Source organism: Clostridium sp. OS1-26, assembly GCF_030915445.1.
Taxonomy (GTDB): domain Bacteria; phylum Bacillota; class Clostridia; order Clostridiales; family Clostridiaceae; genus Clostridium_AM.
In genome coordinates this window covers 5,653,561-5,674,149 of record NZ_CP133264.1, presented here as the reverse complement: position 1 = coordinate 5,674,149, position 20,589 = coordinate 5,653,561, and the positions used below count along the sequence as shown (strand labels likewise).

Annotated in this window: 18 protein-coding genes and 1 pseudogene; 16 read left to right on the top strand and 3 right to left on the bottom strand. The window is 30.2% G+C overall.

Going from position 1 to position 20,589, the window contains the following annotated elements; genetic code table 11:
• Positions 1 to 214: 214 nt before the first annotated feature.
• The 8 genes from RCG18_RS27880 (at position 215) to RCG18_RS27845 (ending at position 7,373) form a co-directional block, all read left to right on the top strand.
• Complete coding sequence (locus RCG18_RS27880) at positions 215 to 1,444, top strand: NAD(P)/FAD-dependent oxidoreductase (protein WP_308039226.1); 1,230 nt, start codon at positions 215 to 217, stop codon at positions 1,442 to 1,444.
• The gene (gene aroH / locus RCG18_RS27875) at positions 1,441 to 1,809 is read left to right on the top strand and encodes a chorismate mutase (protein ID WP_308039225.1); all 369 of its coding nucleotides are present in this window, start codon (positions 1,441 to 1,443) and stop codon (positions 1,807 to 1,809) included. The genes RCG18_RS27880 and aroH overlap by 4 nt, the downstream gene beginning before the upstream one ends.
• Positions 1,810 to 1,897: 88 nt before the next feature.
• The gene (cmk, locus tag RCG18_RS27870; protein WP_308039224.1) at positions 1,898 to 2,563 is read left to right on the top strand and encodes a (d)CMP kinase; all 666 of its coding nucleotides are present in this window, start codon (positions 1,898 to 1,900) and stop codon (positions 2,561 to 2,563) included.
• 19 nt (positions 2,564 to 2,582) lie between these two features.
• The gene (locus RCG18_RS27865; protein WP_308039223.1) at positions 2,583 to 4,496 is read left to right on the top strand and encodes a bifunctional 4-hydroxy-3-methylbut-2-enyl diphosphate reductase/30S ribosomal protein S1; all 1,914 of its coding nucleotides are present in this window, start codon (positions 2,583 to 2,585) and stop codon (positions 4,494 to 4,496) included.
• A 385-nt stretch (positions 4,497 to 4,881) separates the two neighbouring features.
• The gene (gene speD / locus RCG18_RS27860; RefSeq protein ID WP_178909716.1) at positions 4,882 to 5,262 is read left to right on the top strand and encodes an adenosylmethionine decarboxylase; all 381 of its coding nucleotides are present in this window, start codon (positions 4,882 to 4,884) and stop codon (positions 5,260 to 5,262) included.
• 102 nt (positions 5,263 to 5,364) lie between these two features.
• Positions 5,365 to 6,417: a CotS family spore coat protein gene (locus RCG18_RS27855; protein WP_308039221.1), complete on the top strand. Its 1,053-nt coding sequence runs from the start codon at positions 5,365 to 5,367 to the stop codon at positions 6,415 to 6,417.
• Positions 6,418 to 6,499: 82 nt separating this feature from the next.
• A complete protein-coding gene (locus tag RCG18_RS27850) occupies positions 6,500 to 6,910 on the top strand; it encodes a hypothetical protein (RefSeq protein WP_308039220.1) in 411 nt (136 codons plus the stop codon).
• 37 nt (positions 6,911 to 6,947) lie between these two features.
• The gene (locus RCG18_RS27845; RefSeq protein WP_308039219.1) at positions 6,948 to 7,373 is read left to right on the top strand and encodes a GNAT family N-acetyltransferase; all 426 of its coding nucleotides are present in this window, start codon (positions 6,948 to 6,950) and stop codon (positions 7,371 to 7,373) included.
• A 104-nt stretch (positions 7,374 to 7,477) separates the two neighbouring features.
• Here RCG18_RS27845 and RCG18_RS27840 read toward each other — a convergent pair whose 3' ends face one another.
• Both RCG18_RS27840 and RCG18_RS27835 read right to left on the bottom strand, forming a co-directional pair.
• On the bottom strand, positions 7,478 to 7,651 hold the full coding sequence (locus RCG18_RS27840; RefSeq protein ID WP_308039218.1) for a hypothetical protein: 174 nt from the start codon (positions 7,649 to 7,651) through the stop codon (positions 7,478 to 7,480).
• 72 nt (positions 7,652 to 7,723) lie between these two features.
• Positions 7,724 to 8,908 (bottom strand): PLP-dependent aminotransferase family protein, encoded by a 1,185-nt coding sequence (locus RCG18_RS27835; protein ID WP_308039216.1) that lies wholly within the window; start codon positions 8,906 to 8,908, stop codon positions 7,724 to 7,726.
• A gap of 440 nt (positions 8,909 to 9,348) precedes the next feature.
• On the opposite strand from RCG18_RS27835, the gene miaB reads away from it, so the two are divergent.
• From miaB to RCG18_RS27805, 6 genes and pseudogenes are all read left to right on the top strand, one after another.
• Positions 9,349 to 10,716, top strand: coding sequence for a tRNA (N6-isopentenyl adenosine(37)-C2)-methylthiotransferase MiaB (gene miaB / locus RCG18_RS27830; RefSeq protein WP_308039215.1), 1,368 nt, complete (start codon positions 9,349 to 9,351; stop codon positions 10,714 to 10,716).
• 198 nt (positions 10,717 to 10,914) lie between these two features.
• The gene (gene mutS, locus RCG18_RS27825; protein WP_308039213.1) at positions 10,915 to 13,620 is read left to right on the top strand and encodes a DNA mismatch repair protein MutS; all 2,706 of its coding nucleotides are present in this window, start codon (positions 10,915 to 10,917) and stop codon (positions 13,618 to 13,620) included.
• Positions 13,621 to 13,780: 160 nt separating this feature from the next.
• Positions 13,781 to 15,721 (top strand): DNA mismatch repair endonuclease MutL, encoded by a 1,941-nt coding sequence (gene mutL, locus RCG18_RS27820; protein ID WP_308039212.1) that lies wholly within the window; start codon positions 13,781 to 13,783, stop codon positions 15,719 to 15,721.
• A 14-nt stretch (positions 15,722 to 15,735) separates the two neighbouring features.
• The gene (gene miaA / locus RCG18_RS27815; RefSeq protein WP_308039210.1) at positions 15,736 to 16,674 is read left to right on the top strand and encodes a tRNA (adenosine(37)-N6)-dimethylallyltransferase MiaA; all 939 of its coding nucleotides are present in this window, start codon (positions 15,736 to 15,738) and stop codon (positions 16,672 to 16,674) included.
• A 66-nt stretch (positions 16,675 to 16,740) separates the two neighbouring features.
• Entirely contained in the window at positions 16,741 to 16,986 is a 246-nt protein-coding gene (gene hfq / locus RCG18_RS27810; protein ID WP_308039209.1) for an RNA chaperone Hfq, read from the top strand.
• Positions 16,987 to 17,116: 130 nt separating this feature from the next.
• A pseudogene (locus RCG18_RS27805) lies at positions 17,117 to 18,399 on the top strand (aminotransferase class I/II-fold pyridoxal phosphate-dependent enzyme).
• 75 nt (positions 18,400 to 18,474) lie between these two features.
• Here the strand turns inward: RCG18_RS27805 and lexA are convergent.
• Positions 18,475 to 19,083, bottom strand: a complete 609-nt coding sequence (gene lexA, locus RCG18_RS27800) for a transcriptional repressor LexA (RefSeq protein WP_308039208.1) — start codon at positions 19,081 to 19,083, stop codon at positions 18,475 to 18,477.
• Positions 19,084 to 19,332: 249 nt separating this feature from the next.
• Here lexA and RCG18_RS27795 point away from each other — a divergent pair, with 249 nt between their 5' ends.
• Positions 19,333 to 19,815 carry a hypothetical protein gene (locus RCG18_RS27795; RefSeq protein WP_308039207.1) on the top strand — a complete coding sequence of 161 codons (483 nt, stop codon included), beginning with the start codon at positions 19,333 to 19,335 and terminating at the stop codon, positions 19,813 to 19,815.
• 357 nt (positions 19,816 to 20,172) lie between these two features.
• A complete protein-coding gene (locus tag RCG18_RS27790; RefSeq protein ID WP_308039206.1) occupies positions 20,173 to 20,526 on the top strand; it encodes an MmcQ/YjbR family DNA-binding protein in 354 nt (117 codons plus the stop codon).
• Positions 20,527 to 20,589 lie beyond the last annotated feature (63 nt).

The window sequence follows — 20,589 nt, the reverse complement described above, 5'->3', positions numbered from 1 at the left end:
TTTGCAAAATTGTTTGCAAAAGCACTTTAAATTAATTTTCCTAATACTGTTAACAGCTTTAAACCTAAGCATATCAATAGCTTCACATATTAATATAGTTGTTGAATAAATAATTATATTATATTACTATAATATAGATAATTAATATTATACATATTGATAAATTATATAATCAGCGGCTTGAATATGCATAAAATAAAAGGATGGTGATGTAATGGCGAAGGTCGTAGTAATCGGAGGAGGTCCAGCAGGTATGATGGCAGCTTTAGCTGCTGCAGATAAGCATACTGTAATATTAATAGAAAAAAATGAAAAATTAGGCAAAAAATTATTTATAACAGGTAAAGGTAGATGTAATATAACTAATGCAAAAGATATAAGTGAATTTTTTGATTATATACCTGGTAATCCGCACTTTTTATACAGTTCACTCTATACCTTTACCAATGAAGATACTATGAAGTTTTTTGAAAATGTTGGTGTCAAATTAAAGATAGAAAGAGGAGAAAGAGTATTTCCTGAATCTGATAAATCCTCTGACATAATAGGAGCCTTTCAAAAAGAACTACATAGAAAAAAAGTAGATGTAAGATTAAGTAGTAAAGTTAAAAAAATCATAAGTAATGATAATAATATAGAGGCTGTTCAACTTGAAGATAATACAGTTATAAAAGGTGATTATTTTATATTATGCACAGGTGGAATGTCCTATCCTCAAACTGGGTCCAGTGGAGAAGGGCATAAATATGCTAAAGATTTAGGTCACAGTATAACAAAAATTGCGCCCTCTCTAGTTCCTGTAGAAGTAAAGGAGCCATGGATAAAAGAGCTTCAGGGACTTTCTCTTAAAAATATACAGTTAACAATACTAGATAGTAAAAATAAGTCCCTTTTTAAGGAGTTCGGTGAAATGCTCTTTACTCATTTTGGGATTTCAGGACCTATAGTATTAAGTGGAAGTAGAGTAGTAACTGAAGGAAAAAACTTAAAAGCTGTTATAAACTTAAAGCCAGCATTATCTCAAGAGGAGCTTGATAAAAGAATACAAAAGGATTTTGCTAAATATATCAACAAGGATTTTAAAAACTCTCTAGATGACTTACTTCCTAAAAAATTAATTGATATAATTATTAGGTTTTCTGAAATTGACCCTGATAAAAAAGTCAATTTGATAACTAGAGAAGAAAGAAAGAAATTGGTACACCTTTTGCAAAACTTTACTTTAGAAATAAAGGGATTAAGACCTATAGTGGAAGCTATAGTTACTGCAGGAGGAGTTAGTGTTAAAGAAATAGACCCTTCTACAATGCAGTCTAAGATTATACATAACTTATATTTTGCAGGTGAAGTAATAGATGTAGATGCCTATACTGGAGGATATAATATTCAAATTGCTTTATCTACGGGATTTTTAGCGGGAATTAAGGTTGGTGAAAATCAATGATAGCTCTTAGAGGTGCTACTACTATTTCATGCAATTGTGAGGAAGAGATAAAAAAGTGTTCAGTGGAATTGTTTGATCAACTAATTAAAAGAAACAATTTAGAACTCGATAAGATTCTTACAATTGAATTCTCTTGTACTAGAGATATTACACAGTCTTATCCAGGCAAGTTTATAAGGGAGAACTTCGATGTTAAACATGCAGCCATAATGCATTTTAACGAGATGTACGTTGAAGACGATGTAGAGGCATCTATACCCTTATGTATTAGAATTTTAATACTTGCAGACACAAATCAACAAAATAGAGAGTTTGTATATTTAAATAATGCCAGAAATTTAAGGAAAGATTTATTTAGCGAATAATAGTAAAAATTAAAGGATTTTAAACACTTTTATAGAATATATAAAGATAGTTTAAAATGTGTTACCTTTGGAAAGGCGGAATGCAACTTTGAATATATCTGTAGCAATTGATGGACCTGCTGGAGCAGGAAAAAGCACTATTGCAAATATGATAGCTGAAAGATTTAAATTAATGTATATAAACACTGGCTCAATGTACAGAGCAGTTACACTTATGGCAATGAGAAATAATATTGACTTCTCTGATATAGAAAGCCTATGTAAACTTACAAATTCACTAGATATGCATTTTGAAAATGATAAACTTATAGTTAATGGAGAAGATGTTTCCGAGGAAATTAGACTTCCAGAAGTAAGTAATAATGTGTCTAATTATGCGGCTATTCCGGGAATTAGAGAAATATTAGTTAAACTTCAACAAAATATGTCACATAAATATAATGTTATTATGGACGGCAGGGATATAGGAACTGTCGTTCTTAAGAATGCTCCACTTAAGTTTTTCCTTACAGCAAGTGCTGAGGAGAGAGCTAAAAGAAGGTGCAAAGAGTTTGAAGATAAGGGAATAGACACAGAATATAATAATGTACTTAATGATATACTAAAAAGGGATTATATAGACTCTAATAGGAAAAGTAATCCCTTATGCAAAGCACAAGACGCTATTGAAATAGACTCTTCAAAACTTTCAATAAGTGAAGTTGTAGAAGTTATTTCTGATTATGTAAAAGAATATATTGAAAAAAACAATTAATAGTTGAAGGTGAATTTATATGCAAGTTATATTAGCTGACAAGGCAGGTTTTTGTTTTGGAGTAAAAAGAGCTGTAGACGAAGCGGTAAATATTCAGAATAAATACAATAAGAAAATATATACCTTAGGGCCATTAATTCATAATACTGATGTAGTAAATTATCTAAAAGAAAGGGATATATATCCTATTAATATAGAAGATATAGATAAATTAGAAAAAGGTGATGTTGTAATTATACGTTCACATGGAGTGCCTAAAAAAATTTACGATCTTCTTGAAAGTAAAGAAATCAATGTAGCGGATGCAACTTGTCCTTATGTTTCTAATATACACAAAAAAGTAAAAAAATATTATGATTTAGGATATTCTGTACTTATTGTTGGTGATAATAGTCATCCTGAGGTAATTGGTATCAATGGTTGGTGTAATGATGAGGCGACTATAACAAAGGATGGTTCAGATTTAGATAAACTTCCTGGCAAGTTATGTGTTGTATCACAAACAACGGAAAAACAATCAAATTGGGAAAAGGTTTTAAATATAGTTGTTAAGAGATGTAAAGAATTTATTGCCTTTAATACTATATGCAGTGCTACAGAATTAAGACAAAAGGCAGCAGGGGAAATCTCTAAGAAGGTAGACATGATGATAATTTTGGGAGGACGCAATAGTTCCAATACCACTAAGCTCTATGAGATCTGTAAAGATAATTGTTCTAATACTATTCATGTTGAAAATTCAGGAGAAATACCTGATGATATAATTAATTCTAATAAAATAAAAACTATAGGTGTTACGGCGGGGGCTTCAACACCAGATTGGATAATAAAGGAGGCAATTTCAAAAATGGGTGATGATAAAAATTTAGAACTGAATGAGCAGCTAGCTTACATGGAGCAGAATGACAAGCCAATAATAGTAGGAAAAATTATTAAAGGGAAAATAATTTCTGTAGGTGAAAAGGAAGCTTTCCTAAATATAGGATATAAGGCTGATGGAATACTTCCTAAAAATGAAGTAGTAAAAGATGATTCCACAAACCTTAATGATGTTATTCATGAAGGTGATGAGTTAGAAGTAAAAATTATAAGAAGAAAAAATGAGGACGGATATGTAGTACTATCAAGAATAGAACTTGAGAGAGAAGAAGCTTATAAAGAACTAAAAGAAGCTAGTGAGCAAAATAGATTAATTAAAGTATTGGTTAAAGATGCGGTAAATGGAGGACTAGTAGCAAGTTTTAAAGGAATTAGAGTATTTATACCAGCATCACACTTAGAACTTTTTCATGTAGATAACCTTAATCAATACATAAATAAAGAATTAGAGGTTAACCTAATTGAATTTAAAGAGGAGAGAAAAGGAACTAGAATAGTAGGCTCAAGAAGAGAATCATTAAAATTAGAAAAAGAAAATAAAGAAAAGGAAACATGGAGCTCACTTGAAAAAGATACTATTGTAGATGGTGAAGTAAAAAGACTTACAGACTTTGGTGCTTTCGTTGATGTACAAGGAGTTGATGGACTACTTCATGTATCTGAAGTATCCTGGGGTAGAGTAGGAAAACCTGGAGATGTGCTTAGCATAGGAGACAAAGTAAAAGTTTATATATTAGATTTGGATAAAGAAAATAAAAAATTATCTCTATCTATGAAGAAGGCCATGGAAGATCCTTGGACTAATGTAGATATTAAATACCCTATAGGCAATATAGTTTTAGGAAAAGTTGTTCGTTTTGCAAATTTTGGAGCTTTTGTAGAATTAGAGCCAGGAGTTGATGCATTAGTTCATATATCACAAATCAGTCATAAGAGAATAAACAAACCAGAAGATGTTTTAACTATTGGTGAAGAAATTAAAGCAAAAATATTAGAAGTTAATAAAGAAAATAAAAAAATAGGATTAAGCATTAAGGAAGTAGATGAAATTTAAAAAATCTTTATCCGATGACTACCCGCTCTAATACTCCCGCTTCTCCAAGCGGGAGTAAAGAGCAGCTACGTCCCTGGATAACGATTTCTAAGCATCAGGTGGAGTTAAAACTTCATCTGATGCCAAGAACTCTGTTTATAATGAACTCATATATTTCTGAATAGAAATATCTATAAAACTTATTTAAAAATGCGTGTAATAAAGTGTTTATATGCACGCATTTTTTATTATTTTTCAATAAGATACATAGAAAAAAAGAGAAAAGTTTAAAAAATCAGAGTTTTATAGGTGTATTATTAAAAAAATAGCTATATATATTGACTTTTTTGTTATTTTTGATAAAATTTAATTGTTATATTTTTATGTAAGGGGGTAAATACGGAGAATGCATGAATTAGGACGTCATATTTTAGCAGAAATTTATGGATGTAATTCTGAGATTTTAAACAATAAAGAATTTATAGAAAAGATAATGGTTGACTCTGCTTTGAAAGCAGGTGCCGAAGTTAGAGAAGTAGCCTTTCATAAGTTTAGTCCACAAGGTGTAAGTGGGGTTGTTATTATATCAGAATCTCATTTAACTATTCACACTTGGCCAGAACTTGGTTACGCCGCTGTAGACGTATTTACTTGTGGTGATAAGATAAATCCATGGGACGCATGTAATTACATGACAGAAAAATTTGAAGCAAAGAACATGACTGCTACTGAAGTAAAAAGAGGAATCTTTGAACAGCCAGTATCAGTTAAGGCGTCAAATATATAGAGGACCATCGACATCGATGGTCTTTTATTTTTTAATAAATAAATGTAATAATTTCTGCTTTCCATAATATAATTTACTAGAGAGCTTATGGGAGGTAGAAAAGTGGAAGATAGAAGCATTAATTCCATTGATAAACTTTCAGAAAAAGAAATAAGAATGGTAAATAGAGTTTTAGAAAATTACAGTTTTGATGTTATTAAGTTTGTTAAAGTAAGAAGTGCCTATAAATTGGAAACTTCTTTTGGAAATATATGCTTAAAAAGAATGAAACATGGTGAACACAAACCTCTTAATGGAAGTATATTGGTTCAAGAGCTTGTTGACAAAGGATTTTATAATATAGCAAAATATTACAAAACAAAAAATGATAGAATATATGTAAAATATAGAAACTCATTTTTTTATGCCACTGAATGGATTGATGGAGAAGAATGTAATTTAGATAGTATAGAAGAAGCAAAAAATTGTGTAAAATTATTAGCACATTATCATATAGCTTCAAGTAATATAGATATTAAAAGACTTAAAATTAAAAATAATTTAAAAAATTGGCCTGTGATTTTTAAAGATAACCTTCAGGACTTAGAAAAATTTGAGAGAATTATAAATAGAAAAAAGATTAAAAGCGGATTTGACATTGCCTTTGGTAATTATATAGAGAGTATATATCATAGAGGTATGGTTGCTCTCAATTTTCTAAATACTTCTGAGTATTATAAGTTGTCAAGACAAGCTAGTCAGAATAAAACTATATGTCATGATAGCTTTTACTATCAAAACATCATTAAAAAGGATGGAGAGTACTATATAATAGACTTAGATAGCATAATAGTAGATCTTCATGTAAATGACCTAGGAAAGCTTATAAGGCGCCTGATGTTTAAGAGAAGCTATAAATGGGATTTTGAAAAAGCTAAGATATTAATGGAAGAATATAATTCTATTAGCAAGCTTGATAAAAGTGAGTTAGAAGTAATGTTAGCTTTAATTATATTCCCTCATAAGTTTTGGAAGCTTGGTAAAAAACGATATATAAAGCATAAAGAATGGAATGAATCTAAATATATGCATAAGCTAAACAGATTAGTAAGATACAATGATAACCAAAATAATTTTTTGGAAGATTATTTAAATTACCTTAAAGATTACCAGTAAGGGTTTTGACATAGATATAATTAAGTTTTATACTAATATTGAACTAGAATTAATAATAAAATACGACATGGGGATAAATTTTATGTATGAATGTGTAGGATTAAATAAAAGAAACCTTATTTGTTTTGAAGAGTTAAATAAAGCTAGATATGAATTTAACACCTTAAATGAGGACTTTTTCGAAATCTACAATAAATGCAATTTTGCTCAACAAATTCTTTTAAGAAGAAGAGTTAAATTACTAAAAGACGATTCAAAATATATAGGCTATATATGGTCGGATATGGGTGATAAAAATTCATGCTGTATAAACGCTATAAGCGTTTTAAAGGCAATAGGTAATATGAAGACTAATATGCTATATAAAACTCTGATAGACACTATAAAAAGAAATTATTCAATAACCTATCTATGTGAAAGTAACAATTATAATTATGAGATTTTAAAGGATGTAGGGTTTAGAAAAAGAGGGGACCTTAGTTCTCTATTCTAATGTTTCAGAAAATATTCCTTTGTATTCAAATGAGGAATTGGAATTTGAGATTTTAAAAAGAGAAAGAGATGAGCAAAAAAGATGTGAAATTCAGAATGAGGTCTTTAGAGATGATAACAGAGTGCCATTAAGCATAGAAGATATTTATTTTGATCAGGTACAAAGTTATTATTTCGATAAAGGTGCCGTATTTTTAAAAAAAGATGGAGAATATATTGGATATGGTCAAATAATAATTGAAGATAGTATTCCAGTTATAGTTAATTTTGGTATATTAAAGGAATACAGAGGTAATGGTTACAGTAAAGCTTTTTTAAGTTATCTTTTAAAAATAATAAAGGATACTGGATTTAAAAATGTAAAAATAAAAGTAAAAAATACTAATATTCCTGCAGTAAATTTATATGAAAAGTTAGGGTTTAAGATTAAAAATGAAGTGTGTACGTGGGAATTAAAGAGATAATTTATAAAAAAACACCCCATAGCTAAATTATGGGGTGTTTGTAATTTCTATTTATGAGTCTCTTTGTATTGTCCTACTACCATTTTTCTATATACTGGCAATAATTATTTTATTACATTTTCCATAGGAATATGAACTGTTTTAAATTCAAACATAGATTCATATTGAATTTGCCTAAAATATGCTCTGTCTCCAATACAGTCACATCTTATACAGTCATTAGTTTCTCGAATGTTGTTCAATTCACCAATATTGTTTAAAACTTTAGCATCATACATATAAACCCCTCCTTTTATTAGGAGTAGTTTTACCTAAAAGGGGAGTTTTATACAACTAAATTACATACAATATTAGTAAAATTTTGCAAGAACTTTTCCTAATCTTTTCATTCCTTCAACTATTTTCTCTTCATCCATACATGAATAATTCATTCTAAAGAAGTTAGGATGTCCTCCGTTAGGGAAGAATGAACCGCCTGGAACATAAGCAACATTTTCTTTTAATGCTTCCTTTAATACGTCAGCAGCATTAAGACCTTCTTTTAATTCTACCCATGTAAATAATCCACCAGTTGGGAATGTGTATTTTATTCCTTCTGGGAAATATTTCTTTATGCTATCAATCATAAGATCTCTACGATTCTTATAAACTACTTTTATTTTTTCAATGTGTTCATTTAAATCATGAGTTTCCATGAATAAAGCAGTTAGTCTCTGGTCGAATGAGCTACACTGTAAGTCAGCGCCTTGTTTTACTACTATATATTTTTCTAATATTTGTGGTGCTGCGCATATCCAACCAATTCTTAATCCAGGACAGAAAGTTTTTGAGTATGTTCCAAGATAAACAACCCAACCTTCTTTATCAAAACTTTTTATTGAAGGATGTCTTTTACCTTCAAAAATAAGATCTCCATATGGGTTGTCTTCAATTACTGGAACTTTATATTCAGCAGCTAATTCTGCTACACGCTTTCTTCTATCATCTGACATTGTTCTTCCAGTTGGATTTTGGAAATCTGGTATAGTATATATCATTTTAGTATTTGGATTAGCTTTTAATGCTTTTTCTAATTCATCGACTATCATACCATTGTCATCCATTGGTATTTCAACAAAATTTGGTCTATAAGCTTTAAATGCATTGATTGCACCTAGATAACTTGGGCTTTCGCATATTATAGTATCGCCCTCATTAACGAATATTCTTGCTGAGAATTCAAGTCCTTGTTGTGAACCAGATGTTACAGCAATATCGTTCGCTGAAACGTTTACTCCTGCTGGAGCCATTCTTTCTTTTGCAATTATTTCTCTTAAAGGTGCAAAACCTTCAGTTGAGCTATACTGTAACGCCAATCTGCCATCTTTTTCTAAAACCTTTTGTGAAATTTCTTCCATTTCTTTTACAGGGAACAACTCTGGTGCAGGTAATCCACCAGCAAAAGAAATAATTTCTGGCATTTCAGCTAACTTTAGTAATTCTCTAATCTCTGATGCCTTTAATCCCATAGCTCTTTCTGAAAAACGTACTTCCATAAAATATCCCTCCGAAATTAATTTTTTAAGGTCTACTTAGTATATTATTCTACAAAAATTGAAAAAACCCTTCTTTAACAGTATAAAAATACATAAATTGCAACATAAAGAGAAGGTTGTCTCAAAATTAAGAACATTTTGTAAACCTTTTCAAATTTCATTAAATTAATATAAAACATTCTCTCCACTATCAATGATACAATTTTTTTTGTAAGTTTTCAATGGCAATTTATAATAATTTGAAATTTTGAATGGGGTAAATTCTTAAATTTATTAATATATACTTGCAAAGAATAAGTATATATTAATAAATTGTAGAAACAATTCTTTCTCTTTTAATTTTATATAAAATACAGTATAATATATTAATTGTAATGTAAATAGTACAATATTAATAGTATATTGCATATAAATTTAAGGTTACTATGAGGTGAAAAATAATGAATAATTACAAGAGAATTAATTTTAAAATAAATGAAAGCACAGAAGGTAAAAAACATTTTTATCTTGAAACTTGGGGCTGCCAGATGAATGAGGAAGACTCAGAAAAGCTTTCCGGTATGCTTAAAAAAATAGGTTATGGAAGAACAAATAATAAGCATAATGCAGATTTAATAATATTTAACACCTGTTGTGTAAGAGAAAATGCAGAGCTTAAGGTATACGGAAATCTTGGTGCATTAAAAAAACTGAAGGAAAATAACCCAGAACTAGTAATAGCAGTATGTGGTTGTATGATGCAGCAAAAGGACATGGCGGAAAGTATATTAAAGAAGTTTCCTTTTGTAGATATTATATTTGGAACACATAATGCTTACAAATTTCCAGAATATCTAAACAGAGTAAAACAAGAGGGCAAATCAGTAATAGAGATACAAGATAAAGAGGAAGGAATTGTAGAAGGTATTCCGGTAGACAGAGAAAGCGATGTCAAAGCTTTTGTTACAATAATGTATGGATGTAACAATTTCTGTACCTATTGTATAGTACCTTATGTAAGGGGCAGAGAGAGAAGTAGAAAACCAGAAGATATAGAAAAAGAAATTGGTGAATTAGTTGCATTGGGATACAAAGAAATTACTTTGCTAGGACAAAATGTAAATTCATATGGAAAAGATTTAGAGCCAAGACTTACTTTTGCTGAACTTTTAAGAAGAATAAATAATATAGAAGGTTTGGAAAGAGTTAGGTTTATGACATCTCACCCTAAAGATTTAACTCAAGATGTAATAGATGCTATAGCTGAATGTGATAAATTATGTGAATATATACATCTTCCTGTACAATCAGGCTCTAGTAGAATACTAAAAAGGATGAACAGAAGTTATACAAAGGAACAATATTTAGAATTAATGGATAGAATAAAAAAGACCATACCAGATGTGGCTATAAGTACTGATATTATTGTAGGTTTCCCTGGTGAAACAGAAGAAGATTTTGAAGAAACTCTAGACCTTGCAAGAAAAGTGCAGTATGATTCAGCCTTTACATTTATATATTCAAAAAGAAAAGGAACTCCAGCAGACGAGATGGAAGACCAAATATCTGATGATATTAAGCATGATAGATTTAATAGATTGATTGAAGTAATAAATGAATCATCTGCTAATAAAAACAAGGAATATCAAGGTAGAACAGTTGAAGTGCTTGTTGAAGGTTTAAGTAAAAATGATGAGGAAAAATTAATGGGAAGAACAAGAACAGGCAAACTAGTAAATTTGGCTGGTGAAAAAGACAGTATAGGTAAATTAGTTAATGTTAAGATAATAAAAGCTAATTCATTTTCATTAGTTGGAGAACAGATTTAACATCTTATACTATAAGATAATCAGAATTCTAAAGCTTTAGGGAGAATGATTTGCTTCACCTAAAGCTTAGAATAAGTTATCCAGAGGCGATAGCCGCCGGATAAAAAGCTCTTAAATATAAAGGGCTTTTTATTTTATAAGCTAACTAAGGAGCTAATATATTAAGGAAAATTAAAGATTATAGAGGGAGGTAGCAAAGTGGGTTTAACTCCAATGATGCAGCAGTATTTACAGGTAAAAGAAAGCTGCAAAGATTGTATATTATTTTTTAGATTAGGCGATTTTTACGAAATGTTTTTTGAGGATGCTGAAACAGCATCAAAAGAATTAGAACTTGTGCTTACAGGTAGAGATTGTGGATTGGAAAAAAGAGCCCCTATGTGCGGAATACCATTTCATGCTGCTAATACATATATAAGCAGATTAGTAAACAAAGGATATAAAATAGCCATTTGCGAGCAACTTGAAGACCCTTCTGCTTCTAAAGGAATAGTTAAAAGGGGTATCATAAAAGTAATTACTCCAGGTACGTACACCGATTCTTCATTCCTAGAGGACAATAAAAATAACTATATAATGAGTTTATATATAAATAATGAAAAAAACTCTTTCGCTTTAAGTTTTGCAGATATTTCTACCGGAGATTTTAACTGTACAGATGCATCACTAGATATATCTGTTGTTTTAGATGAAGTGGCAAAGTATATGCCTAAAGAAATATTAATACAAGATGCATTAGACGAAAAAATATGTTCTGAAATTAAAGAAAGATGCACTGCATCCTTTACAAAGCTTCCAGAAGAATTTTTTCTATCTAATATAGTGGATATATTAAAAGAGCAATTTCCTAACTTTAATGAAAAAGAATACAGCAGTGATTTAGTAAGATGCTGCGGTTCCCTTTTAAAATATGTAATAGAGACACAGAAAACTTCCTTATCACATATAAATAATTTTCAATATTATAGTATTGTAGATTATTTAAGTATAGATTCAAATTCAAGAAGAAATCTTGAGCTAACTGAAAACTTAAGAGAAAAGAGCAAAAAAGGTTCTTTGCTTTGGGTAATGGATAAAACTAATACTGCAATGGGCGGAAGACAACTAAGAAGATGGGTTGAACAGCCCTTAGTAGATAAAACTGCTATACAAAACAGATTGGATGCAGTAGAAGAACTTTTAAACAATCTGTCCTTACATGAAGATTTAAAAGATGCGTTAAAAGAGATATACGATATTGAAAGATTAGTTGGCAAAATATCTTCTAAAAGTGTTAATGCAAAGGAATTAACATCTTTAAAAGCATCTATTGAAAAAATACCAGGCATAAAGAACATACTTTCAAGCTTTACAAGCAAACTACATTTAGACATGTATAAAAACTTAGATGAGCTAGAGGATGTCTATAAAATATTAGATGAAGCAATATTAGAAAATCCATCTATTTCAATAAAAGAAGGAAATCTAATAAAGGAAGGCTTTAATAAAGAAGTTGATGAATTACGAATAGCTAAGGTACACGGAAAAGAATGGATAGCCTCTCTAGAAAATAATGAGAGAGAAGTAACAGGAATTAAATCTCTTAAAGTAGGATACAACAAAGTATTTGGGTATTATATTGAGATAACGAAAAGTAATTTCAACTTAGTTCCAGAGGGGAGATACATAAGAAAACAGACATTAGCAAATGCTGAAAGGTATATAACTCCAGAGCTAAAAGAAATGGAAGATAAAATACTAGGTGCAGAAGAAAAACTTATAAATTTGGAGTATGATATATTTGTTGAACTTAGAGAAAAGATAGAGGCTCAGGTTGATAGAATGCAGCAAACAGCAAGAATAGTATCTGAGCTTGATTGTTTGAGCTCTTTAGCTATCATAGCGCTGGAAAACAATTTTTGCAAACCGGAAATAAACAATAGTGAAGATATATATATTGAGGAAGGAAGACACCCAGTTGTAGAAAAGATGATATCATCAGGAAGTTTCATATCTAATGATACTCATATTAATACGACGGATGAGCAGCTTTTATTAATAACTGGACCTAATATGGCTGGAAAATCAACCTACATGAGGCAAGTTGCTTTAACGGTAATTATGGCTCAGATAGGAAGTTTTGTTCCTGCAAAAAAGGCTGTTATATCTATTTGTGACAAAATATTTACTAGAATAGGGGCATCAGATGATTTGGCGGCAGGTAAAAGTACTTTTATGGTAGAAATGTGGGAGGTTTCTAATATACTAAGAAACGCAACTAATAAAAGTCTTATATTGCTTGATGAGGTTGGAAGAGGAACCAGTACGTATGATGGCTTAAGTATTGCATGGGCTGTAATAGAATATATCTGCAAAAACAAAAAACTTAGATGTAAAACCCTCTTTGCTACACACTACCATGAACTTACTAAACTTGAAGGGCTGCTAGAGGGTGTTAAGAACTACTCGGTATCTGTTAAAGAGGTTGGAAGTGATATAGTATTTTTACATAAGATTATAAGAGGTGGAGCAGATCAATCTTATGGTATAGAAGTAGCTAAGCTTGCAGGACTCCCTAGCGATGTTATAGATAGAGCTAAGGAGATATTGAGTAAGATAGAAAGTGATAAATCAAGTGATGTAAATATAGAAGAAATTAATGATGCAGCAAAGAAGGTCATTAAAGATAAGATAGATGAAACGGATAGAACAGAGAATAGAAATGAAATAGTAAAAGAAAGTTCAAGTATAGAAGCTCAAAAAGAAGTAGCTTTAGATAAGAATACTTTGGAGCAAATTGATTTTTCTTATATAGAAAGAGAAAATATGCTTAAGGAAATAGCCTCCATTGATATATTAAATATGACTCCTATGGAAGGATTCAATAAACTTTATGATATAATAAAAAGAACAAAAACATTATAGAAGATTAAGGCATATTGAAATAAATAACAAGTCGGTATGAAAGTATATTTTATGAATACTGCGTCAGCAGAACCTGCTTTCCGTCTGACACAAAATATACTAGCATCTTTGACTCGTTATTTATTTTCATATGCTTAACTTGTAGTTAGAAGGTGATTATTTGAAGAGAATTAATATATTAGATATAGAAACTTCTAATAAAATAGCTGCTGGTGAAGTAGTGGAACGTCCTTCTTCTGTTGTAAAAGAACTAATTGAAAATAGTATAGATTCAGGAGCCAAAAATATAATTGTAGAAATAGAAGACGGTGGGCAGAAAAGTATTAAAGTTTTAGATGATGGGCATGGTATTCATCCAGAAGATATAGAAAAGGCTTTTATGCCCCATGCAACAAGCAAAATAAATTCCATAAACGATATATACGCTATAAACACCATGGGTTTTAGAGGAGAGGCTTTAGCCAGCATTGCTGCAGTTTCAAATACAGTTTTAAAAAGTAGAACTGAAGAATATGATTATGGTAAGGAAATTTCCATAAATGGCGGTATTTTAGATTATATTAAAGATGCAGGTTGTAATGTAGGTACAACTATAGAAATAAAAGATTTATTCTTTAATGTTCCTGCAAGAAAGAAGTTTTTGAAATCATCCAGTAGAGAAGCTGCTTACATATCAGATATACTTAATAGGCTTGCATTAGCTAATTCTAATATTTCTTTTAAGCTTTTTAATAATGGAAAAAAGGTTTTAAACACATATGGAACAGGAAAACTAGCAGACGCTATAAGGGCAGTATATGGTAAATCAATATGCGATAATATTATAGCTTTTGAAAAACATTCAGATATATCCTCCATTCATGGATTCATTGGCAATTCAGAGATAAGCAGAGGAAGCAGAAATAATCAAAGTATATTTGTAAACAAGAGATATATTAAGAGTAAACTTATTACTGCAGCAGTAGAAAATGCATTTAAATCCTTTTTAACTGTTAACAAATACCCCTTTTTCGTTGTTTTTTTAGATATATTCCCAGAGTTTATTGACGTAAACGTTCATCCAACAAAATCAGAGATAAAATTTAGGGATGATAGAGAAATTTTTAAGCTAACCTTTGATGCGATTCATGAAGCTTTAAGAAATAGCTTAAGAAACTCTTTTGATATACCTTTTGATGATGAGGTTTTGGCAAAGAATGAGGAATCAAATTATATAAAGGAAGAAATCAGCACCATTCAATTGCCAATAGATTTAAATACTTTTAATGAAAGTAATTATAAAGTTGAAAATTATGGTAATAATAAAAACTATGAGTGCAACCTAGAAAATAACTTTTTAGGTAATCAAAAAAATGATTTAAAAGAATTAAGTTATAATTCAGCTGATAGTATAAAGGAAAGTGAAGTATCAAAGCAAAATACGCCACTTAATATTAATAGTACTGAAGTATTAAGTGAGCAAAGTAATGTGAAAGAGAATATAGAAACATATCAAGAAACAAAGGAAGAAAAGGTTGCAAAGTTCCCAGTTCTTGCTATAATAGGGCAGTTTCGAAGTACGTATATTCTTGCAGAAGCTTCAGACAACTTATATTTAATAGATCAGCATGCAGCACATGAAAAAATACTGTTTGAAAAATATAAAAAAAGCATACAAGAAAATAAAGTTATGTCACAGGTTCTCATAACTCCAGCGGTTATTGAGCTTACACCAGAAGATTACGATTACTATTTAGAAAATAATGACATATTTAAGAAATCTGGTTTTAATATCGAAGTCTTTGGAGAAAATACCATAAGTATAAGGGAAGTACCTCTTATATTAGGTAAACCAGATATTAAAAATTTATTTATGGATATACTAGATAATTTGAAAAATATGGGTTCTGGTCAAACCTGGGAAATTAAATATAACTCCATAGCTAAGCTTGCATGTAAATCTGCAGTAAAAGCTAACAATAGCTTATCAAATATAGAAATGAAAACGCTCGTTGAGGATTTAAGGTTTATTGATGATCCCTTTACTTGCCCCCACGGAAGACCGACCATAATGAAATTCACATTAAATGAATTAGAGAAAAGATTTAAGAGAATACAGTGATAAGGGGGAATTTTATGAAAGACTTATTTATACTTGCAGGCCCTACAGCTGTTGGAAAAACAGATATTTCTATAAAATTAGCTAAAAGGCTTAATGGAGAAGTAGTATCAGCTGACTCTATGCAGATATATAAACATATGGATATAGGTTCAGCTAAAATTACCAAAGAAGAAATGCAGGGAGTACCGCATTATCTCATAGATATCGTAGAGCCTGAGGAAAGTTTTAATGTCTCTGAATTTAAAAAAATGGCAAAGAAAGCAATTGATAATATTGATGAAAGGCAAAAACTTCCAATGCTAGTTGGAGGAACTGGTCTATATATAAATTCTTTAATTTATAATTATGATTTTACAGAAGCATCTGTAGATGAAGAATATAGAGAGTACTTGCAAAGCATGGCTGAAATCAATGGAAAAGAATATGTGCACAATTTACTAAAGGATATCGATTTGGAGTCATATAACAGATTATTTCCTAATGATTTAAAGAGGGTTATAAGAGCTTTAGAGGTCTTTAAACTTACAGGAAAGACTATAAGTCAGTTTAATTTAGAAAATGACATTTATGATATACCATATAATGTTTATTACTTTGTTCTAAATATGGATAGAGATAAATTATACGACAGAATAAATAGAAGAGTGGATATTATGATTGAAAATGGACTTATAGATGAGGTTAAGAAATTAAAAGCCATGGGCTGCACGGCAGATATGCAGTCGATGAAGGGAATTGGCTATAAGGAAATACTGCATTATTTAGATGGCAATATATCTCTTGATGAAGCCATTTATCTCATCAAAAAGGGAAGTAGAAACTATGCCAAAAGACAGCTTACTTGGTTCAGGAAAGATGACAGAGTAATATGGATAGATAAAGATAAATTTAATGATGAGAATGAAATAGTGGAATATATAACAGGAAAATTTCTTTCATTAAAGAATTCGTAAAATATAAAAGGAATTTTATAATATTTATAGAATTAATATAATTAAAAGTTGTGGAGGGTGAAGAATATGAGTAAAACAGCGAACAATCTACAAGATATATTTTTAAATGGAGCAAGAAAGAATAGAACCTTTGTTACAATACATTTAACAAATGGATTTCAAATTAAAGGCAATGTAAAAGGTTTTGATAGCTTTACAGTGATATTAGATTGTGATGGTAAACAGATGATGGTATATAAACATGCCATTTCTACTATTACACCTTCAAAGCCAGTTTTATTTAATAACAATGTTTCAGAAAGTGATACTTAAGAATAGGCTTATAATTGCCTATTCTTTTTTTATATGTTAATATAAACAATGTGTTATTTGCAAATGATGAGAATTAAGACATCGTAAGCAATGGAGGGTCAGGATAAAATTCAGGAGGTTTTTATTTAAAATGATAGATCTAACGAAAAAACAACTTAGTAAAATTTATGGTATAAGTGATAGAACAATTGAACTTTATGAACAAGCTATAGATGATATAAAAGAGCAGTTTGCAATCTATGATGAAATAAGAGAGTATAACCAATTAAAGGTTTTAAGCGCTCTTCAAGATGAAAGAATAAGTGATTCACATTTTACCAATTCATCAGGTTACGGTTATGGTGATATAGGAAGGGACTCCTTAGATAAAGTTTATGCAAGAGTTTTTAATTGTGAAAGCGCTTTAGTAAGACCTCATTTCGTAAATGGAACACACGCATTAGGTGCGGCGTTATTTGGCAACTTAAGGCCTGGAGATACAATGATGTCAATTTGTGGTACTCCGTATGATACACTACATAATGTAATAGGTATTAGTGATAAAAAAAATATTGGTTCGCTAAGAGAGTACGGTGTAAATTACAAGCAAGTAGATTTAACATCAGATGGCGGCTTTAATTTGGATAAAATTAAGGTTGAGCTTGAAAGTGATAAAAGTATCAAGCTAGTTCATATACAGAGATCAACTGGTTATGGCTGGAGAAAGGCTTTATTAATCTCAGATATAAAAGAAATCATTGATTTTGTTAAAAATATAAGACCAGAGGTAATATGTTTTGTAGACAACTGTTATGGAGAATTTTTAGATACTCAAGAACCTACAGATGTAGGAGCAGACTTAGTAGCTGGATCTCTAATCAAAAATATAGGTGGAGGGATAGCGCCAACAGGAGGATACATAGCAGGAAAAGAGGAGTATGTTACTCAAGCTTCATATAGATTAACTGTTCCTGGCATTGGAGGAGAGTGTGGATCAACTTTTGGAGTTATGAGGCTTTTATATCAAGGTTTATTTCTTGCACCACAGGTTGCAATTGAAGCTGTAAAAGGAGCTCTTTTTGTGCTAGAATAATGGAACTTGCTGGTTTTGAGGTTCTTCCTAAATATACGGATAAGAGAAGTGATATAATTCAAGCAATTAAATTTAATGACAAGGAAAAGCTTATAAATTTCTGTAAGGGTATACAACTTGGATCTCCTATTGATTCCTTTGTTCAATGTGAACCATGGGATATGCCAGGATATACAGATCAAGTAATAATGGCTGCAGGTGCATTTATACAAGGTTCTTCTATAGAACTTTCCGCTGATGCTCCTATAAGAGAACCTTATATAGCATACCTTCAAGGCGGACTTACTTTTGACCATGCTAAAATAGGTATACTTATTGCTCTATCTAAGGTTATAAGATAATTATTAAAAGTTCATTTACATTTTGGGGAATTCTTCTAAAATGCAAGTGAACTTTTAACATATTAACCCTATATTTTAGTATTGTCTGTATATACCAACAAGCTTACCAATAACTTGACAGTCTGGTACAATAATTGGATCCATATTTTTGTTTTCAGGCTGAAGTCTTATATGATCTTTTTCTTTAAAGAATCTTTTTAGTGTTGCTTCGTTTTCTATTAGAGCAACAACTATGTCACCATTTTGTGCAGAGTTTGCCTTTTCAATTATAGATAAGTCACCATCCAGTATACCAGCTTCAATCATACTTTCACCACTTACTTTTAACATAAAAAGCTCTTTGTTGCTTTTCACATAATCTATAGGAAGTGGGAATATGTCTTCTATATTTTCAATGGCTAAAATGGGAGAGCCGGCAGTTATAGTTCCTATTATAGGAATGTTTATTATTTCTTTTCTATTCGTAGAGTTTTCTATAACTTCAATAGTTCTTGGCTTAGTAGCATCTCTTTTAATAAGGCCTTTTTTTTCAAGTCTTTCAAGGTGACCGTGAACTGTAGATGTAGACTTTAATCCAACAGCGGCACCAATTTCTCTGACTGATGGAGGGTATCCTTTTTCTTTGATTTGATTTTTTATATATTCATAAATCTCCAATTGTTTGTTGTTTTTGTGTTCCGCCATAAAATGCACCTCTTTAATTTAGTTATCTTGAATTATATCATATAGGATTCCAAATATCAAACTTATGTTCTGTATTATAAATGTAGTTTTTGGGAATAATTAACTTAGAGGCTGAGCTTAGAAATTGTAATCCTATACACCTATGTATACAAGATTATTTGTAAATCTAAAGCTTGGATTTTCAATTAGATAATGTATAATAGTATGTAGACTATTTTTACATATTGTTCATTTAGAAAGGAAGTAGCCATGAAAAGAGAAGTTTGTATATTTAGTAATAAAAAGAGTTGCAATGATTGCGGAGAATGTGAAAAATGCGATTTAAATGCAAATAAAAAGTGTAATAACTGTGGTAAGTGCCTAGAGATGGAAGGGTACGATATGAAAGCTATAAAAATTGATGAAATTATAGAGGATGAGTTAGAGCAAAAAGATTACAAAATCCATTCAGAAAATAATAAAGAAGTTGATGATTTTGCAAGGCCCGAAGATGATATAGAGGAAACAGAAGAGGATTCTGAACAAAAAGAAGTGTTATATGATGAATATGTAGATGATTACGAGCTTAGTGAAGAGAAACAGGACGAAGATGTTTGGAATGATAGCATAGAATATATTGATGATATAGATGGTTTAAGTGAATTACTAGAAGATGAGGATAAAATTAAAGAATTAACCTCTGAGGAGTTTCCTGGATTTATTAAATTTAAAGGAAGAAATGACTATAATTAAACTAAGTAACACTTATGTTAACATTAAAAAATAAGAAGTAAAGATCTACAAATAAGGTAGACAAAAGTAGTAAATATTGCAGAAGATGTAAAAGCTGACGTCGTTTTTTATACGGTGTCAGTTTTACTTCTAGTTAGATTAGTTCATGAGATTAGTATAGTTCAAAATAATTATAAGATTCTGGTTTACTATTAATATATGAAATTCCTTCTCCTATCGTCGAATGAGTAAGCGACCATATTAAAATCACAGATTTTGTATGTCTGCTTAATTGTAGAAGTTGAAGTATTAGTATCAGTTAAATATACGGTGAAATATTCTTTAAATAAGGATTAGAATAAAGGAGTGGTGTAGATAATGAATCTACAAGAGATAAAAGATTATTGTTTAAGTAAAAAAGGAGTTTATGAAGACTTTCCTTTTGATGATGAAACATTAGTACTTAAAGTTGGCAGCAAAATGTTTGCACTTACCAATATTAATGAAAAAGATTTAAAGGTAAATCTAAAATGTGACCCTATTATGTCTCAGGACCTAAGAAGAGAATTTAATGCAATAAAGCCTGGATATCATATGAATAAGATACATTGGAATACTGTAGAAATAGATGGTTCAATAGAAGATAAAACTGTAAAAATGCTTATTGATATTTCCTACGATTTAGTATTCAAAGGGCTTAAGAAACGGGAAAGAGAAGAAATATTAAAATAAAAGTTCTAATTCCACTTATATTTTAATTTACTGCTATTTAATAATTATAATTCACAAAATATT